This window comes from Bartonella massiliensis (assembly GCF_902150025.1).
Lineage (GTDB): Bacteria > Pseudomonadota > Alphaproteobacteria > Rhizobiales > Rhizobiaceae > Bartonella > Bartonella massiliensis.
Map to the genome: position 1 here is coordinate 64,860 of NZ_CABFVS010000002.1, position 17,925 is coordinate 82,784.

12 protein-coding genes, 1 tRNA gene and 2 pseudogenes are annotated in these 17,925 nt (G+C 34.4%); 9 read left to right on the forward strand and 6 right to left on the reverse strand.

Features of this window, described 5'->3' with window-relative positions; all coding sequences use genetic code 11:
• Window positions 1–23 precede the first annotated feature (23 nt).
• Entirely contained in the window at window positions 24–1,451 is a 1,428-nt protein-coding gene (locus FNZ60_RS00680; RefSeq protein WP_142415846.1) for an amino acid permease, read from the reverse strand.
• 146 nt (window positions 1,452–1,597) lie between these two features.
• On the opposite strand from FNZ60_RS00680, the gene FNZ60_RS09940 reads away from it, so the two are divergent.
• Both FNZ60_RS09940 and FNZ60_RS00690 read left to right on the forward strand, forming a co-directional pair.
• Window positions 1,598–1,918 (forward strand): hypothetical protein, encoded by a 321-nt coding sequence (locus FNZ60_RS09940; protein ID WP_142415847.1) that lies wholly within the window; start codon window positions 1,598–1,600, stop codon window positions 1,916–1,918.
• 1,805 nt (window positions 1,919–3,723) lie between these two features.
• Window positions 3,724–3,796, forward strand: a tRNA-Thr gene (locus tag FNZ60_RS00690).
• Window positions 3,797–3,896: 100 nt separating this feature from the next.
• Here FNZ60_RS00690 and FNZ60_RS00695 read toward each other — a convergent pair.
• Window positions 3,897–4,099, reverse strand: a pseudogene (locus tag FNZ60_RS00695) (helix-turn-helix transcriptional regulator).
• A 298-nt stretch (window positions 4,100–4,397) separates the two neighbouring features.
• Window positions 4,398–4,571 (reverse strand): DUF488 family protein, encoded by a 174-nt coding sequence (locus FNZ60_RS09945; protein WP_342774750.1) that lies wholly within the window; start codon window positions 4,569–4,571, stop codon window positions 4,398–4,400.
• A gap of 1,129 nt (window positions 4,572–5,700) precedes the next feature.
• On the opposite strand from FNZ60_RS09945, the gene FNZ60_RS00705 reads away from it, so the two are divergent.
• Genes FNZ60_RS00705 through FNZ60_RS09950 form a run of 3 tightly spaced genes read left to right on the forward strand, consistent with a single transcriptional unit; the run spans window position 5,701 to window position 6,729 of the window.
• Window positions 5,701–6,363 (forward strand): lysozyme, encoded by a 663-nt coding sequence (locus FNZ60_RS00705; RefSeq protein ID WP_142415848.1) that lies wholly within the window; start codon window positions 5,701–5,703, stop codon window positions 6,361–6,363.
• Window positions 6,360–6,587: a hypothetical protein gene (locus tag FNZ60_RS00710; RefSeq protein ID WP_142415849.1), complete on the forward strand. Its 228-nt coding sequence runs from the start codon at window positions 6,360–6,362 to the stop codon at window positions 6,585–6,587. Before FNZ60_RS00705 ends, FNZ60_RS00710 begins: the two co-directional genes overlap by 4 nt.
• Window positions 6,520–6,729 (forward strand): hypothetical protein, encoded by a 210-nt coding sequence (locus FNZ60_RS09950; protein ID WP_142415850.1) that lies wholly within the window; start codon window positions 6,520–6,522, stop codon window positions 6,727–6,729. The genes FNZ60_RS00710 and FNZ60_RS09950 overlap by 68 nt, the downstream gene beginning before the upstream one ends.
• Window positions 6,730–8,004: 1,275 nt before the next feature.
• Here the strand turns inward: FNZ60_RS09950 and FNZ60_RS00720 are convergent.
• Complete coding sequence (locus FNZ60_RS00720) at window positions 8,005–8,277, reverse strand: hypothetical protein (protein WP_142415851.1); 273 nt, start codon at window positions 8,275–8,277, stop codon at window positions 8,005–8,007.
• Between the two features lie 1,217 nt (window positions 8,278–9,494).
• Here FNZ60_RS00720 and FNZ60_RS00725 point away from each other — a divergent pair.
• The 3 genes and pseudogenes from FNZ60_RS00725 to FNZ60_RS00735 form a co-directional block, all read left to right on the forward strand.
• The gene (locus FNZ60_RS00725; RefSeq protein ID WP_142415852.1) at window positions 9,495–10,343 is read left to right on the forward strand and encodes a transketolase; all 849 of its coding nucleotides are present in this window, start codon (window positions 9,495–9,497) and stop codon (window positions 10,341–10,343) included.
• A complete protein-coding gene (locus FNZ60_RS00730) occupies window positions 10,340–11,320 on the forward strand; it encodes a transketolase family protein (RefSeq protein WP_185913386.1) in 981 nt (326 codons plus the stop codon). The genes FNZ60_RS00725 and FNZ60_RS00730 overlap by 4 nt, the downstream gene beginning before the upstream one ends.
• A gap of 214 nt (window positions 11,321–11,534) precedes the next feature.
• Window positions 11,535–11,840, forward strand: a pseudogene (locus FNZ60_RS00735) (hypothetical protein); the annotation flags it as partial.
• A 587-nt stretch (window positions 11,841–12,427) separates the two neighbouring features.
• On the opposite strand, the gene lldD reads toward FNZ60_RS00735, so the two are convergent.
• The gene (lldD, locus tag FNZ60_RS00740) at window positions 12,428–13,579 is read right to left on the reverse strand and encodes an FMN-dependent L-lactate dehydrogenase LldD (protein ID WP_142415854.1); all 1,152 of its coding nucleotides are present in this window, start codon (window positions 13,577–13,579) and stop codon (window positions 12,428–12,430) included.
• Window positions 13,580–14,674: 1,095 nt separating this feature from the next.
• Entirely contained in the window at window positions 14,675–15,763 is a 1,089-nt protein-coding gene (locus FNZ60_RS00745) for a 2'-deoxycytidine 5'-triphosphate deaminase (protein WP_142415855.1), read from the reverse strand.
• A 272-nt stretch (window positions 15,764–16,035) separates the two neighbouring features.
• Here FNZ60_RS00745 and mutL point away from each other — a divergent pair, with 272 nt between their 5' ends.
• Window positions 16,036–17,889, forward strand: a complete 1,854-nt coding sequence (gene mutL, locus FNZ60_RS00750) for a DNA mismatch repair endonuclease MutL (RefSeq protein WP_142415856.1) — start codon at window positions 16,036–16,038, stop codon at window positions 17,887–17,889.
• The last annotated feature ends 36 nt before the right edge of the window (window positions 17,890–17,925 follow it).

Genomic DNA, 17,925 nt, shown 5'->3' on the forward strand with positions numbered 1-17,925 from the left:
CCCTTTATATTACCCTTTTATTGTTATCGCTTAAGTTTATAGCCTAAAAGTAAAAATAAGCACCATAGAGGAATAATAATAACTGCCAAACTCATATCAGGCATCTGTCCAGGAATATATGTTTCAAGAAAAGGTATTCTTATCCCTACCATATCCAAAAGTCGAACCATTAATCCATTTTTCCCAAAACCACTTATAAGCATTATAAAAAATAATAAAATAAGAAAGCATAAGCAAAGATAGTTAGCGTAAGGATATAAACCAAATGGATAAATAAAGCTTTCTTTTCTGTTTTTATGGGTCTTTCGAAATTTCAAATGAACAATAACAATCATAGCCCAAGTAATAAGCGCGGCTGCAGTTGCAAGAGCCATGATTCGCATAAAACTATTATCAGGAACAAGAGCATTAATAACAACGATTATTGCTGTACATAACGACGAAAAAAGGATAGCAATATAAGGAACACGAGCAGCACTTAGTTTACTGAAAATATGTGGTGCATTTTTTTGTATCGCTAAACTATAAAGCATACGACCATTAGAATAAATTCCACTATTGTAAACAGAAATAGCCGCCATAATAACCACAAAATTCAAAATATGACCCGCAGCGGAAATCCCTACAGTTTCAAAAATTGTAACAAAAGGACTACTATCTTTTCCAATCATATTCCACGGACTGATTATCATGATAACGCTGATAGAACCAACATAAAAAATTATAATTCTCCACATAACTTGACGAATAGCCGCCGAAATTGTTTTTTGTGGATTAGATGTTTCTCCAGCAGCAATACCAATAAGCTCGGTTCCTCCAAAAGAAAACATCACTACAGAAGTCGCCAAAATAACCCCTATAGCTCCATAAGGAAAAAAACCGCCGTGATCCCAAAGATAATGGATACTCGCTTGATTTTGCCCTATTCCAGTGACAATGAGAAAAATCCCAAAAATAATCATACCAATCACAGCAGCAACTTTGATTAAAGCACAACCAAATTCAAATTCTCCATAAAAACGAACATTCAACAAATTGATCAATGTCACACATAAAAGAACAATGAAAGAAGACTTCCAATGATCAATCAAAATCCAATGATCTAGATAAAATCCAATCACTGTAAGCTCAGTCATACTGACGAGAATATAAAGAAACCAATAATTCCAACCTGATATAAAACCTGCTAAACTCCCCCAATATTTATAAGCAAAAAAACTAAAAGCACCCGATGTTGGTTCTTCTACTGACATTTCACCAAGCATTCGCATGATGAAATAAATAATAAGTCCCCCGAAAAGATAAGCTAGAATAGCCGAAGGACCAGCCAATTTTATAGATTCCGTTGAACCATAAAAAAGACCTGTTCCAATAACACCTCCTAAAGCAATCATTTGAATATGACGATTTTGAAGATTACGTGTTAATTCATCGTGCTTTTCTTCAAACATTATGCCTCATTACTTTTGTTGAAACTGATTACGCACCTTTTTCAAAAAACACAAAACAAACGTAAACTTATTTTCTTACCATAATGCAACTCCTTATTTTTCTGTGCATTATATACGTATACCTCGTTAAAGCCTTAGGAAAAAATATGCTCCGCCCTTTATTTAGCTTAATGACCTTCATTTTCGTTACGCTAACAATTATAGCATTGGTCATTGATAATACACACTCTGTAATTACATCACGTTGGAAAACAACCCCCCTTAATAAAATTCTGGCAAATCTTCTGCAAACAGATATTTATAGCCTTAATCAATCTCTTGATAAGATAATGCCCAATTTCCTGTCCTCAATTTGCATTACTCTTACTTATTTACCAGCATGGTCTATTTTTGGTGCTTTAGCAATAGTATTTTATATCTTAAATTACGAAAAACAAAAGCCTTTTCACAAAATATTATATTCATAAAATGAAAAATACATTTAATCTTGAAAAAGACTTCTAGAATCCTCTGTATAATACATCATCAGTATAGCTAAAAGCACCCCTTTCTATCAAAATAACAGAAAGTTATTTGATCATAAGAATGAATTAAAATAAACATATACTTCCCCATAACATCTATCTATATCACTGTATTGGCATAATTAGTGATAAATAAAGTCCTTAACCTATAGAAACATTCTGTACAGAAAGATTGAAATATATCGAAGTCCCTAAATTTTTCTCTTGCTGCTGCTTGATACTCTACAAAAACCTTTTTGATATAATTCAACATATTGATTTATAATGATAGTTTATCACTTGTTTATATTGGAGCGCTTAAATAACGTAAAGTTCTCTTATTTCAAATCTCTCTATATTGAATCAATCAAAACTCTTCGCTTGCACGTTACAAGGAAGAAAGCCATGTAGATAAAACTGTACAAGAGAAAAACTAAAAATGGTTCTTATGAACCGTCTTACATGCCAAAACCCGTCGCAATATTAGGGGCTAGTAAATATAACGATGATACCAACTTGTGAAATCGCCCCCCTATACAACAAGATGTGCTGTTTTATAAAGAGCTTCTATCTCTCTATTAACTATTGAATAGAACATGCTTTCCATTCGTAGCCTATACGTGTTGTCAGATTAATATCTTTACACGTAATCCACTTAACTATCCAATCCCCAAAAAATTAAGCACAAACTAAAAAGCGGAATACTCACTCTTTAGAAGAGAAAATTTGTTATCGTTATATTTAAAGAGGTTATTTTTTCAGAAACAATAAGCTGTCCAAAAACTTCTCTCCCAGCCGATCCAATTTCTTTTCCGTTTATAATGTTTGCCACTACCTTATCTCTCTCATTGCCCTATTCACCTCTCACCAGAAGTGCATTAGCCGTTACTGGAGACAATACTGAAGAAAAAGCAGAAAACAAAGCTGCTGCTAAAACAGTGCATTTTATGAGATAAACGTCCCTATAAATAATTAAATTTTACACTATTTTTACTATGAAATGAGTCCGTGCATATTTTGATTACAATTAAGCATACAATTTGAGTGTAATCATCAACAAATAAATTATAATTTTTTCTTGCTAGGAAGCCATGTTGCTCAGAAGCCAAATATACAATACACTAAAGGGTAGAATTTAATTGATGGTTTCAGCAACAAACCAAACTTTAAATAAACTCTGAAAATGTAGAAGTATCTTCTGAAAAAATTGAAGCAACAGCAGAGAAATGGCGCTTAAAATATAATATAAACTCAATACATAATTTTATCCAAAAGAGCTTGACTATCTGTCGTACAGACTATCGAGAGCAGTACTGTATTTTTATGGATAGACGTTTTTTTATGCTGTTGTTTTATCTGTTATGAATATAACTTGGAAGTACTGTTTTTTATAAATAAAATTATAAAGGAAAAATAACCTTTTAACCAATTCTACTTATCTTTACATCACAAAAGATAATAGCTTTTGTTGCCCTCATGGCTTATTCAACAATTTTCTTCCCTTTCTAAAATCAGCAAATATTTTAATTTTTACAAAGATATCCTGACACTGTTTTCCACCTTAAAGATGTGTTTTTCTAATAACTTCTTGATTAAAAAACGATCGTAAATTAAAAGACACTGACCTGCTTTCAACTTTTGCATTCCTCTCTTCTACTTCAATGATTATCATACATTATAAATTATTGAAAAAAATGCATACTTGCTTTTATGCGTACTTTTGGTTATTACCATCAAACTAGTTTTGTCTTATTGAATTATAAGCTTATGCCGCATTAGCTCAGTTGGTAGAGCACATCATTCGTAATGATGGGGTCGCTGGTTCGAATCCGGCATGCGGCACCGTTTTGTGTTTTTAACATATTGAAATATATAGATTTTTATTTGATTCGCTTTTTTAGACCACCTTTCAGACCACCTTCTACGGTTTATACAATTTTACCTAATTTGTTGTTATTTGCTCTGTATTTTTCTTTGGAGTAAAGGTTAGAATCTCTTTTTTTCTCCATCTTACAGCTCTTTCTAACTTATATGGTTCTGAAATACCCCTTGAAGAACTCAATTGCGAATCGTTGTTGTCGATCCACTAAAAAGCTCTGCACATTCACGGGTTGTTACATATCTATCGCCATCATAAAATATCATCTCATGATCTTTCTATTTTAATGTAAATAAGTGGACTGCTAAGAGACGCCTCTGTATTTAAAATTTGCAAATTTATTTCTTAGATGTGTTTAATTTCATATTTCCAATCTTTGAATTGTATAAGAGCCTTCGCAATTTCTCCCCGATAACACATCGCACACATCAGATTCAAAATAAGTAAGAGCAACACGTTTTTTATCCCAAAAAAGCTGGTATAATTTTTCTATTGCATGAAGATTATCTTTAAGAGTTGTATTTTTGTAATCTTCAAAAAGATGTTCATAATCTTCTCGTGTTTTCAGATTGCGTCTTTTTTAGAGACAATTCCAAGTTCAGGCAAGTGTATATATTCAATGCCAATGTTGCTTACAGCTTTCTCTAATTGCCTTTTTGAAAAACCATGTTTTCTACTTATTGGCTTTTTACGAACATCACATAAAAATTTTATATCGTTTTCTATAAGACAATTCAGACAATGGTCTCATGATTTTCCTTCATAACCAATGGTAAAAAAACAAGGTTTCTCATCTTTGCTATTACACATGTTTAATTTCTTTATATGGGGGGCTGGGAGGAGAAAGCAGCCCCATAACTCCAAGTGGCTTTTATCAAAATCTTTTGCATCTCTTGTTTACGAGTGCTCCCTAAAAAGATTTCAAAAGTTTGATTGATTTATTGAATCTGTTGCTGGACACCTAGCCAATAAACATTAGAAAAAGATGGATATTATTGTCCTCCTCCCATAAAATACTTCATATCAAAAAAAGTAAAGCTTTACTCATATGAATAAAAATACACAGCTAAGCCTATTGTTAGATTTTATTACAAAATAATATTCTTTACAAACCTATCAAATATCATTGGCCTATATATTGAATATGTTCCACTAATATATTGTTTCAGTTGGAAACATATTATAAGAGAATAAAAAATATCCATTATGTTTTTATATAAATATACTTTATTTATAAAGAAATTGATGTAACAGTCTATTTAAAATCTTTCATAATGGTACTTTTTTAAGAAAATTAAGCCATTAGCGGAAAAATAAAGAATAGTTAAATTAGCTATAGATTTTTTGATTAAATACGTGTAACACATTATGTATTCGTTATATTGATTCTAAAAAAGCTTTAAGATATATAGCCTTTAGCCATAATATATCTTTTTGTTTTTATAGAAAATTTCTATGGTGTTAAATTATGGATTTTACAATTATTTAAAAATCGATACCTATTATTTCGTTAATTATTATATATCTTGTTTTTATAAGAAAAACTTTTTTCTCTAGATATATCAAGTTCTTCAGGTAGGTTTTATAAAATAATTTTGAATAATTGTAAAAAAAATTATGAGCAGAATCCATTTGATTATTAATTGAATTTATGAAGGATTATTTTCTTTAAATGGAGATTAATTGCTGCGAAATGAATAGTTTTTAGCATAATCTTTGTTTTAAATAAAAACTATATGAATTTTACAAAGCCCATTATAGAGGTCTTAGTTATTTAGATTCTTTTACTGTTCCGTTTTTTTATGCGTAGATGTAAGTTTTGAATTCATATCCTACTTTTTGTAGGTTTTTTTATAGGATAAGAATAATGAGAAAAATATCAAAGGAAGGAATTGCACTGATTAAGCAATTAGAAGGCTTGCGTTTAAAAGCCTATGAGGATTCTGGTGGGATATGGACAATTGGTTATGGGCATACAAGTGCTGCTGGTGCCCCAAGTGTCCATAAAGACCTAGAAATCACAGAAAAAGAGGCTGAAAAAATTCTTTATCAGGACTTGAAAGAGTGTGAGGCTGTCGTTGGAAAAGTCGTTAAGCCTCCTTTAAGTGACGAACAATTCGCGGCATTAGTATCATTTTGTTATAATGTAGGAATAACAGCTTTTTGCAACTCTACCCTTTTAAAAAAGCTCAATAAAGGTGAATATGAAGCGGTACCAGCTGAATTACAAAAATGGACAAGAGTAGGAGGAAAACGTATCCAAGGTCTTGTCAACCGTCGAGCAGCCGAGGCAGGATTATGGGCGAAAGGAGCTCATGTTGCCCCCAATTATCATGTCGTGGAATCAGAAGGTGTAACAGGTATTTGCAAAGTAGAAGCTCTTGCACCAATCATAGGTTCTTTTTCAGGGCTTGGAGGACTTTTCGCAGGAAATGGCCCTGTCCAATGGGTTTTAGCAGGCATTATGGTTTTGGCTGCTTGTACAGCTATGGTCTATATTGCTAAACGTTTTCAGGAACACCGCCTATGATTTTATGGATAAAAAAATATCTAACGCTAACATCAGCAATCATAGCAGCTTTTTTTATAGCTTTAGTAAAAGCCTTTTTTATTGGAAAAAAAGTTGAAAAGCAAAAACAAACAAAAGAAGCTTTTAAGGTAGCGACAACACGGCTTGAGGTAGAAAATGAAATTAACAAGAAAAGTGATGCTGATGTACGCGCTAAGCTTTCTAACTGGTTGCGCGACGAATAAACAAATGTCTTGTATTGGTTGGCTGCCAATTTATTTGAATCGACAAGACATCAATGTCATTAGCTCTCATTTGGCAAGAGATATCCTAAAACATAACGAACAAGGTGAACGTCTATGTGGATGGAAACATACACGAAAGTAAAGTGATAAAAATACACTTCTTTTGCAAGATTAATCCGTAAAGAAATTTGAAAAAGGTGTGTACATTCACGTTAAAATCAGCGGCACTTAAAAGGTTAAAGCACTTTGATGATCTATTTGGTTTAATTGAAGTGGCTTAATTTAATTGGAATGATAAGGGGGTACTTGACTTAGAACCAAAGGATTCAACAGGTTATATTTGCGTAAAAGAATTGAGTGTATTCATATATTTTGAAGAGATCTCTGTTATCCTATCCAAACAAGATAAGAAAATATGATGGATTACTCTGTGATTGCCATTCAAAGATTTGATGATACAAAAAAGGAGCTGTCTTCAAGAAAAATCATATCTAGAGTGCTAGCCTTAAGAATATAACCCCACAGAACTGTATGGAAATATTGGCTTTTTATGCGATTTGTACATGACATTGTGTAGCTTTTTTACCGTCATGATGTTGAAGATAAGGTCAATATTTTCACATTGTATCTGCTTTTCCACGCTAAAGTGGCGTAAAAAGATTGCGAATGGTATTGGCTGTTAATTTTTTATCGGTAAGCTGTCTATGTGCGAAATAACATGCAACTCCCGTGGAAACACTCACAACTATTTTTTATTTTTGCCTTTATTTTTTAATCGAACTTTTGTATTTTCAAAGGCTGAATGCGCAATCTCTTTAAAAATATTACTTTGCTGTTTTTAGATCGTTTGTCCCCCAAACACAATAGGACCATTACCTTCTTTGAGAATATCACTCTAATGTCTTGCAAACTTCCACGCTTCTTGTAAAAAAACTTGTGATAGATCAAAATCCATTTTACGGAGCTCATTGTGATATATACAACGAAAAAGCCAAGAGCGTATATTATCTTTTCAAACATTCACTCTCCTACTTTATCACAATATTGACCTTGAAGCAAGGTCTTTACCAATGCTGCTGATGAATCTATGAAGCATCCTTACCTAACTTATTTTTTCTCTACTTTTTTCATGCATTACCTGTCCCCCCCTTGGGGATCACCTTTTAGCCCCCCTTAGTTTATGCCTTGAAACTTTTTCTTTAATTCTTACTTTTTATTGAATTATAAAAATATATGAAGCAAGAGCTTTATATATCTTTCTTCTCGTTGCTAAAGCCCAGTCTGCTGACATGAGACACTATTTTTTTATATTTAATATATATTTTTAAATTTATTCGTAACTTGCTAGAAAAGTTTCTATATTTTGATAGAGAATATTGCATCAGTTCACTTTTTTCAAAGGATTCTTAACAAACATTCAAATTAAAAAACTTTCTTTTAGTTGTGCAAACAGCCTAGACACCATCTGATAATTTTCTCGCTTACACAAATCCTTTCCGTAGTAACCTTCAACATCACAATAAAGAGGAGAAAAATAAAACAAGGTTTTTGGACGCTCATAATGCACAATAAACTCAGACTCGTTTAAATGTTTAATGCGAACACCTAATAAAGGGTAGCCAATAAATTTTAGCTCGCCTTCAAGTTGGAAAGGACTAAACTCGTGCGCTACAATGATTTCAACTCTCATCGACAGTTGGCTACCTTCCAGCGAATAATGGGTGTAAATATCAAACTTTGAAGACCGTTCTAAATTGTGCTTTATTAAACGTTGAAACCCTTCACGGGCTGCTCATCTGAAACGCTAACAATTTTCAAAAAAGAACGATCGTGGTGACATAACATCGTTCCAAAAGTTTATGACATCACTTAAGAGATTTTGGCTGATTTCAGCAAATAGATTGAATTACCTTCTAAAGTCCCCATGCAGACAAAAGACTTTGTATACAAGCTATGAGGAATATCTTAAAAGTTTTAGTAAAATTTCTTTTGTCATCGATATCGGCAGCAACTGGTGTGATAAAATCAACATGTTTTAATTTTTCATACGTAAAGTATATCCATTATTTTTAATATTCTTGTCAGCTATATTCGCCGTATTCTCATTGCATTGTGATAAAAAGTAACTGCGATATTAAGTTTTATTCTATCGAACTGGTTCGTCGCAAAACTATCTGTGTTGGCTGACTAACTCGCCTGACCTCTATGAGAAAGAGTTTTCCTTAGCTACAGAGTAAAATTTACCCTATTGCTTACAAGAACAGTTGGATCATTTTGTCCCTATTCTTCACCCTCAAACTGAAGTACAAAATTTACCCTTTGATCTCAGTGCCATAAAACCAAAAAAAGGAACAATTTAGCTCTTTCATTTTCTATTCTCGCGAGATTAATTGACTCATGTTTGGGGATTAAGATAATTTTTTTGGTATATCCGCTTGTCTTCTCATAGTATGAATAACATAGAAAGAACTGATATCATGAATCTTTCCATGGAGCCCTAGAGAATAAATGATTGATAAACCATGATTTTTGTGGCGCCATTTTGATGCCAAAGAACCGCTTTCTATAGTACAAGCTGATCCGCGCCTTCTTTATCCGAGGATAATATATTGATTTAATGTTTTCGTATTAAATTGAGAAAATCTAATACTGTAAAATTTTATTTTAAATTTTTTCATCGTAAATTCATCAGAACTATTGGCGCACGCTACAGCTAGGATTGGTGTGTGGAAAAAACTGCACAAAAAAGAATTGAGAATACTTCTTATAAAACGTTTAAGTGCAAAGGCTATTGCAATGTTTGGAACGAGAAAATAAAATGATCGTACGAACTGTTTAAAATAGAGGATAAATAGCACACAAAGTTGCACTTGGAAGTGATAATTTTATAAAGGGGGGGAAGAAGATATGGCTTATGTAGCCAATAAAGCAAATATTGATGATGCGATTTATGCTCTTCGTTTACGCCTTAAAATACTTGATCTTATTAGGAAAGCAAAATCTGGTCACACAGCTGGGAGCCTTTCCTGTATTGATTTTATCTATATCTTATACAAATATATTCTTCAAATAGATCCAAAGCGTATCCATGATCCCAATCGAGATCGATATATCCAAAGTAAGGGACACGCCGTTGAAGCGTTGTATATTGTATTATCAGAAATGGGGTATTTTGATCCTCAACTTCTTGATACTTATTTAGGCTTTGGTTCGGATTTTATTGGTCATGTCACTAAAAAAGTCCCTGGTATAGAACAAAGCACAGGTTCTCTTGGGCATGGCCTATCTCTTGGCACAGGGATGGCTCTCTCTGGACTGCTTAATTCTCAATCTTATCGTGTTTTTGTGCTTCTTGGTGATGGCGAAATGACAGAGGGTTCTGTTTGGGAAGCAGCACTTTTTTCAGCACATTATAAACTGAGCAACCTCATCGCCGTTGTTGATAGAAATCGGTTGCAAATTACAGATAAAACGGATGTTTTAATGAAAACAGAGCCCTTAGCAGATAAATTTACAAGTTTTGGCTGGCATGTTGTAGAAATTGATGGTCACGATATGGCCCAACTGAAAACATCATTAAAATTACCTCCATTTCATCAGGATAAGCCAACAGCAATTATTATGAATACCATAAAGGGAAGTGGAATTTCTATCGTGGAAAATGACATAATCTGGCACCATAAAGTTCCAACAGATGAGGAATATAATCTTGCTGTCGAGGAAATTGAGACAAAAATTCAATTAATGGGAGTATGAGTGTGGATCATCTTCATCAAAAAACACAAAATGCCGTGAAATTTTCAAACCTCGATATTTTAAATAAGACTCTTATAAAAATAGCAAAATTTGATAAAGATATTGTTGTTTTAACGGCTGATTCACGCTTATCTGGAAAGATTGATCAATTTGCAAAGCTCTATCCAGAGCGTATTATAGAAGTTGGAATTGCTGAACAAAATTTAGTAGGTGTTGCTGCTGGTCTTGCTTCATGTGGCAAAAAGCCTTTTGTTGTTTCGCAGGCTTGTTTTTTGACAACGCGTGCCCTTGAACAAATAAAGGTAGATGTCGCTTATTGTGAAAATCCTGTTCGATTAATTGGTATTAGTGCTGGGATTAGCTATGGGGCACTGGGGGCTACACATCATGCTATTTCTGATTTTGCTTCACTTCGTGCCATTCCCAACATACACATTATTGCTCCTGCGGATAATAAAGAAACAGAAGCTGCAATTCTCTCGACGTTAAGCAGTCCTATGCCTGCTTATATACGTTTAGGAAAGCGTGCTCTTACAAATATTCATAAAGATGCTGCAAAAATTGATATCAATAAAGCTTCTGTTATAAAAAAGGGAAAAGATATTCTCGTACTTGCCACTGGTGAAACGGTGCAGATTTGTCTTGATGCGGCTGAAGAACTCAAAAAATATGAAATTATACCAACAGTTGTCAGTGTACCAACAATTCGCCCTTTAGATAACGCATCTCTATTAGAATTTTGTAAATCCCACCGTTCTGTCATTGTTTGTGAAGAGCATAGCATTAACGGGGGGCTTGGAGATGCCATTGCAAGATTACTTATGGAATACGGTATTGCATGTAGATTTGTATCGTTAGGAATACCAGATGAACCAATCTGTAATGGAAGCCAATTAGATGTTTTAGCACATTATGGAATAAGTCGAGAAGGTATAACGAAAACTGTGTTAGAAATGATAAAAGTTATTGATTTATAATGATAATATAGCGTTATTCATATTGAATTGAGAGTCCCGAATATCGTAAGATTCTCTCATTTCAAACTTATTTATCTTGAATCAATCAAAACCATTTGTTTGCACATAAAAAGTGGGGGTGATGTGTGGGTAAAATTGTATAATAAAAATGGCTCTTATAAATTGTCTTAAATGCCAAAGTCAGTCGCAACACTCAAAGGCTGGCCAATAGTGTGATGGTGTTGGCTTGCTTCTCCATAAGCGTAAAGATGGCGGTGCTCAATGGCTTTTATATTATTCTAGTGGAGCTTTATCGTTACACCATTCACGAGAGCTGTCGCGAAATGGGAGTGGTGTACACTTTGAGAGATGTCTCTTTAAAACAAGCCCGTGAATATGCAACCGGGGGGCGTTCTGTTTTACGTGAGGGTCGTGCCCCCATTGACATGCAACAAAAAAAAGCGTGAGGCAATGCGCAATCTTCATTATTTAAAATGATATTGCTCTCGACACTTTTGAAAGTCGTAAAGCTGATACAAGATATAAAAAACATTAAACTGCTGTCTAATATGCACGGTCGTAAAAAAACATTATAAATTTAAAACGTCATCAATAATTGGGGATGAAATAAAAAAGTCTGATAAGTATGTTAAATCGTGCTGTTTTGTTTTCTCGTGAACGCGTTTTTTAAGATACTATCCTGTATTTTTTTATTGCTTTAAAATATATTTCATAAAATGACAATATCATATCCATATAATATATTATTCAATAAAAAATATAAATAAGAGAGGAAAAATGTTCACAGCATTCCTTATATCTATTTTTTCTATGTCAACAGTTGTTTTGCCTTTAATCGCAGCGCTTGTTCCTTTTTATCCTTAGAATGAGTTTTAACTAAAGTGAATAACAGATTTATGAAGTGTTATTGGTGATTTTTCTGCGTTTATGATTATTAAGCTTTTTTTCTTTACTCAGTATTGCAATTATTGAATATTTTTTATTATTTTGTGGAGAAGAATTTTGACCTTTTTCCTTAACGTTAACTGTCAATGTATTTGTGAAATATATAAATATATTCCTCTATAAAAAGCTTTCTTTTTCTAAAAGCAGTATGAAATATTGCTCTCATTGCTTAAAAACATCTGTATTCACTAAACTCTCATGTGTAATCTCTTTGATTGTCTGGGCACCAGTCAATGTCATAGCTACCCGCATTTCATTGGCAAAAAGATCAAGTAGGTGAGCAACACCTTTCTCACCTGCTGCTGCAAGCGCATAAACAAAAGCACGACCAATCATAACAGCATCCGCGCCTTGTGCGATCATGCGTACAACATCAAGCCCAGAACGCACACCAGAATCCACTAAAATAACCAAATCATTCTTTACAGCCTCCGCAATTGATGGTAATGCCTGTGCCGTTGATAAGGCACCGTCAAGCTGACGTCCGCCGTGATTGGAAACAACAATCCCATCAGCACCAAATTGTACCGCTTCTCGCGCATCTTCTGGATCAAGAATACCTTTTAGAATCATTTTTCCCTTCCAGAAATCTCGAATCCATTGTAGATCATTCCAACCAATTGATGGGTCAAAATTTTTTCCAAGCCAACCAACATAATCGTCCAATGCAATCTTCTTTTTGAGATAAGTGGAAACATTTCCAAGATCATGGGGGCGCCCCATAATACCAACATTCCAAGCCCAATGTGGATGCGTAAAAGCTTGTAAAAAACGGCGTAACCCAGCATAAGGACCAGACATTCCTGAATGCGCATCACGATAACGTGCACCGGGGGTTGGCATATCAACTGTAAAAACCAACGTGCGTACACCAGATGCCCAAGCCCGCTCTAATACATCACGCATGAAACCGCGATCTTTGAGAACATAAAGCTGAAACCAAAATTCCCCTCCAACCGCTTCCTGCACTTCTGCAATGGAACAAACTGAAACTGAGGATAGGGTAAAAGGAATGCCTTTTGCAACGGCAGCACGTGCTGCTTGCACTTCACCACGACGTGCATACATGCCCGTTAGACCAACAGGTGCAAGTATAATCGGTAAATCGAATTTTTGATCAAAAATCTTGGTGGTAAGATCAACAACACCAATCTGTCTCAGAATCTTTTGACGTAGTGCAAGTGCTTGAAGATCTGTACAATTACGCCGCATCGTTTCTTCAGCATAAGCTCCACCATCAATATAATGAAAAAGAAAAGGAGGAAGCCGACGCTTTGCTGCCTTGCGATAATCAAATGTTGAAGAAATAATCATTGATGGCACCATTGTTCCTAAATGAAAAGAAAAGACCTCCTAAAATGCTCTATTGAATAAATAGAGGTAACAAGGATTGCAACTTTCTAAAAAAACCAATTGATAAAAACAACGTCTTTTTTTCTCTTTCCCAAATTTAAAACTTCACAATATGGAGCAGTATTAATAACATATTCACGTATATATTGTTCATGTACAATTGAAATATTATACTTTCTGTAAAAAAATATCTCTTCGAGAGCTCTTACTTCACCATTTAGTTTACTATAATTTAACAGTCGTTTCTCCCTTTAAAAGATTATTTACATTATCATTTATAAGAATGGAGAGACCATTGTCATTAATTATAAAATATCCCCTTCCCCAAAAAGATAAAAAATTATTTACAAATGCTGAAAATAAAACTGTTGTGGACATCCAGAAATTTTCTCATATTAATATTCAAAATTAGAACTGTTATTTTTTCATAAAATTTTAACAGTGCCTCATTCACATAAAGTATAAAAAAATTTAATGTTCATACGAATAAAATACCTTCATCTTTAATAAGGCTCTGGCAGTATTATATCTTAAGGATATAGAGTATTTCTTAAAATTAGAACGTTATTTATAAAATTATTACTAAACTTTAGTCAAAAAAAATATTTATTGGCTCTTAATAATCAATTTTATATAAAATAATATATACTAAGCATTTAAGCTCTAAAAAAATGAACTTAATAGCAAAATCTAAAGCTTACATGTTTGTTTTGAACAAGCAAAAACGTTATTGTTGTATCAAATTTTCGTAACTTATTGATTTATTATCACAATACATATGCATAATATATTTAATATAGTACAGATCTTTCATTTTAGATCTTTTGACAATGAAACATTTGAAACTATTCTTTTTTTCCTCATAAATGGAGCTCGTATGGATAAAAGCTCTTGAAAAAAGAAGTAAAAATGCCGCTTACATCCTCTAAAATGCAAAAACAATCATAATTTTTAAAATTGAAAATAGAATGCATGGTACCAGTTTTGTGAAAAACAACTTTTCTTACTTAAAAGATATTTAAGACCTACATTTTATCAAAATTCGTCGTTTTCAGCTTATTTAAAATGCTTGGACAACTTTAAACCCTGTGCTTGATAATGGGAACCAACATCATGTCCATAAAGAATTGATGGTCGATTAAGCATATGCTCATAGACCAAACGACCAATAATTTGACCATGCTCTAAGATAAAAGGAACTTCATGGCTCCGCACTTCTAAAACCGCTTTTGCCCCTTTACCATCTGCTTCCCTATGCCCAAATCCTGGATCAAAAAAGCCTGCATAATGCACCCTAAACTCACCCACTAAAGGATCAAAAGGGGTCATTTCTGCAGCATAAAGTGGAGGTACATGAACAGATTCTTGTGAAACTAAAATATAAAACTCATCAGGATCAAGAATCAGTTCATTTTGACCACGATCAAACAGAGGTTCCCAAAAGTCTAACACATGGGCAACAGCACGTTTATCAATATCAATAACACTTGTATGATGTTTACCGCGATAACCTATAAGCCCGTTGTCATCTCCTTTTAAATTAATGGAAAGTCCAATACCACCAGCACTAATATTAGGAAGATCATCCGATATCAGCGTTTCTTGCCGTTGCAAAGCATGTAGCTCAATTTCATTTAAATAACTTTGTCCTTTTCTAAATCGAAGCTGTGATAAATGTGAGCCTGTACGCACCAAAATTGGAAATGTTCGTGGGCTAATTTCTAAATAAAGCGGACCACGATAACCAGCACAAATTTTATCAAACTCTTGAGCATTATCGGTAATAACGCGTGTAAAAATATCTAATCGTCCCGTAGAGCTTTTTGGATTGGCAATCGCCGATAAAGTTTCTGGTAAAGCCAAATTTTCCAAAAGTGGAACAATATAAACACACCCCGTTTCCAAAACAGCTCCGTCTCGTAAATCAAACTCATGTAACTTTAACCGTTCAAGCTTATCCGAAACTTTTGCATCAAGACCCGGCATAAAGGAAGCACGTATACGATAAGCTTTCTTTCCTAAACGAAGATCAAGACTTGCGGGCTGTATTTGAGATTGATCAAATGGACTATGAGCTTTCAGAAAGTTGTTATCAATCAAAGCTTGTATATCACTATCTGCTAAAATACCGCTTATACGCGCCATATATATTGCCTTCCCTTTTTACACTGTTTCTTTTTTGACCTAGATGATCAATTGCTGCAAGCTATTTTAGGATGATAAAAACTATTTTTCTATTTTTTCCAACTAATTTGTTAATACTTCGAAGAATGAAAAACATTTAATATAATACGCTCTCGAAAAAATAAGAAGCGTTTAGAAATAATAGTTCTTCTATCCTCTCATTCTTGAATGTTGCACAAATAATGTTATCATAATTTTCTACAAACCCTTTAAGAATCCTGTTAGAATTTATTATGATTATACGCCATCTTAGCGAAAATATTATTAATCAAATCGCCGCTGGTGAAGTTATTGAACGACCAGCAAATGTTGTTAAAGAACTTGTTGAAAATGCTATTGATGCTGGTGCAACGCGCATTGAAATTATTACAGCAAATGGTGGAAAAAATTTTATCAAAGTCTGTGATAATGGTTGTGGGATTCCGGCAGATCAATTAACTTTAGCTGTTTCTCGCCATTGTACCTCAAAAATTACCGATGACGTGCACAATATCTGCTTCCTTGGATTTAGAGGAGAAGCACTCCCCTCTATTGGCTCTGTTGCTAAACTCAAGCTCATTTCACGAACAAAAGAAGCTGAGAATGCTGCTGAAATTTCCGTTACAGCAGGAAAAATTGTAGGTCCCAAACCAGCCGCTGCAAATCTGGGAACAATTGTTGAAGTTCGTGACCTTTTCTTTGTTACACCAGCACGATTAAAATTCATGAAAACTGATCGGGCTGAAACAAATGCTATCAGTGATATGATTAAGCGAATTGCTATCGCATTTCCACATATTCGCTTTTCTCTTTCAGGACTAGACAGAAGCTCTATAGAACTGTCTGCGACAGAAAATAATACGCAAGGACAATTACAACGTATTACCCAAATTATGGGAAAAGAATTTGCTCCTAACAGTATCACACTGAATGCTGAACGCGAATCTGTGCGCTTAACAGGGTTTGCTTGTTTGCCATCTTTCAACCGAAATAACAGCCTTCACCAATTTGCCTATGTTAATGGGCGCCCCGTGCGTGATAAATTTCTATGGGGTGCAATCCGAGGGGCTTATGCTGATGTCATGACACGGGATCGTTATCCTGTCGCTATTCTTTTTATTGACCTTCCACCTGCTGAGGTAGATGTTAATGTCCATCCAGCCAAAGCTGATGTACGATTCCGTGATCCAGGATTAATTCGTGGTTTAATCGTTGGAGCCATTCGTGAAGCATTGCAACAAGCTGGTATTCGTCCTACTTCAACCCGTTCTGAAGCAATGTTGGCTGCTTTTCAAACACAAAAACCATTGGCCCCACAATCATTAGACAATTTTAAAAATGCTCACCCCCCCTCTTCTTACAGCCCACAGCCTTACCCTTCTGCCACTGTTTCAATGGTTCATAAACCGTTGGATAATAGCAGCTCTTTTGGTTTTAAAGAAGACACTGCTCCCCTTATGGAGGACTTAAATACACCAAGTGGAGAGGCATATATTCCAAGCACGATACCTTCATCAGAAGAATTATCTTACCCTCTAGGCGCAGCCAGAGCACAAATCCATAAAAACTATATTATCGCGCAAACTCAAGATAGTTTGATTATTGTCGATCAGCATGCAGCGCACGAACGGTTGGTTTATGAAGCCCTCAAAAGTGCACTTTATGCCAAACCACTTCCTTCACAATTACTACTCATTCCTGAAATTGTAGAACTCTCTGAAGAGGATGCAACGTGCCTTTTAACACACAAAGATGCTTTGAAAAAATTTGGCTTAGGGATAGAACCGTTTGGGCCTGGAGCAATTGTTGTACGCGAGACACCTTCCATGTTAGGAGAGATTAACGTACAAGCCCTTATTAAAGATCTTGCAGATGAAGCCGCTGAATATGATACAACAGATAATTTAAAAGCAATGCTTGATTATGTTGCAGCAACAATGGCTTGTCACGGTTCAATACGCTCAGGGCGCCTTTTACGCCCCGAAGAAATGAACACACTGTTACGACAAATGGAGGCAATACCCAACACAAGTACATGTAATCATGGCCGCCCAACTTATATTGAACTCAAATTAGCAGATATAGAACGGCTTTTTGGCAGAAAATAAGCTCTTACTTATTTTGAATAAGAAAAATATTTTTAA